The organism is [Pseudopropionibacterium] massiliense (genome assembly GCF_900607225.1).
Classification (GTDB): domain Bacteria; phylum Actinomycetota; class Actinomycetes; order Propionibacteriales; family Propionibacteriaceae; genus Arachnia; species Arachnia massiliensis.
The window spans coordinates 1-849 of sequence record NZ_LR027844.1 but is presented as its reverse complement, the minus strand read 5'-3'; the positions used below and the strand labels follow the sequence as shown (position 1 = coordinate 849).

The following is an 849-nucleotide window of genomic DNA, read 5'->3' as shown; positions in this document are numbered from 1 at the left end:
GGCAGGCCGGGCCTGACCGGCGTCGGAACCGGAACCGGAACCGTCGGGGTCACCGTCACCCCCGGAACCGGAACAGACGACGACGGCACAGGAGACGGCGACGGATCAGGCGTCAAGGACACCGACGGACTCGGAGTAGGCGTAGGCGTCGGGGCATCACAACTCGGCTGGTCCTTCACCGTCGTGAAGGTGGCGGAGGTCTCGTTCACCCGCGTCCACCCCTCCGGCAGCGGACCACCGATCTGATACCCCGCCTTCGCCGTCGCAGCAGCAGAAACACTCACCTTGCCGTCCCTGACCTCGATCCTCGGCTCGGAGAACTCCAGACCCTCCACCTCATCGATCGACGCGCTCGGAGCAGTCGGCGTGGTCGCCCCGACAGGACAGGACCCCACATCAACCGTGGGAACCACCGGAACCACACACCTCGGCTGGGTGATCGTCGAGGTGTAGGTCACCACACCATCGACAACCGACCAGCCCTCGGGCAGCTTCGCCACATCGATCCGGGAACCGTTCCTCGGGGTTGCGGTGACCGTGACGGTCACCTCGTTGCCGTTCGTCCCGAACACCGGCTCACCGTAATCAATGGAATCGGTGTCCTCGACCCCCGACACGGTCGGCTGAGTGGGAGTGGCCGAATCCACCGGACACACCCCCGGTTTCACGTCCGGAACCACAGGCACCGCAGCACAATCCGGCTGAGTGATGGTTTTGGTGAACGTGAAAGAACCATCACCATTGGCCACCCACCCCTCAGGCAGATTCCCACCATCGATGGTTCTCCCCGCAGCCGGGGTGGCGGTGACCTTCACCGTCACCTGTTTCCCGTCCTTGGTGATCTCCGGC

2 protein-coding genes are annotated in these 849 nt (G+C 64.9%); both read left to right on the top strand.

The genetic code is table 11. From position 1 onward, the window contains the following. A partial coding sequence (locus E0E39_RS15935; RefSeq protein ID WP_207302572.1) for a hypothetical protein occupies positions 1–246 on the top strand: 246 nt, incomplete at its 5' end. A gap of 39 nt (positions 247–285) precedes the next feature. After that, positions 286–453 (top strand): hypothetical protein, encoded by a 168-nt coding sequence (locus E0E39_RS15930; protein WP_165444878.1) that lies wholly within the window; start codon positions 286–288, stop codon positions 451–453. The last annotated feature ends 396 nt before the right edge of the window (positions 454–849 follow it).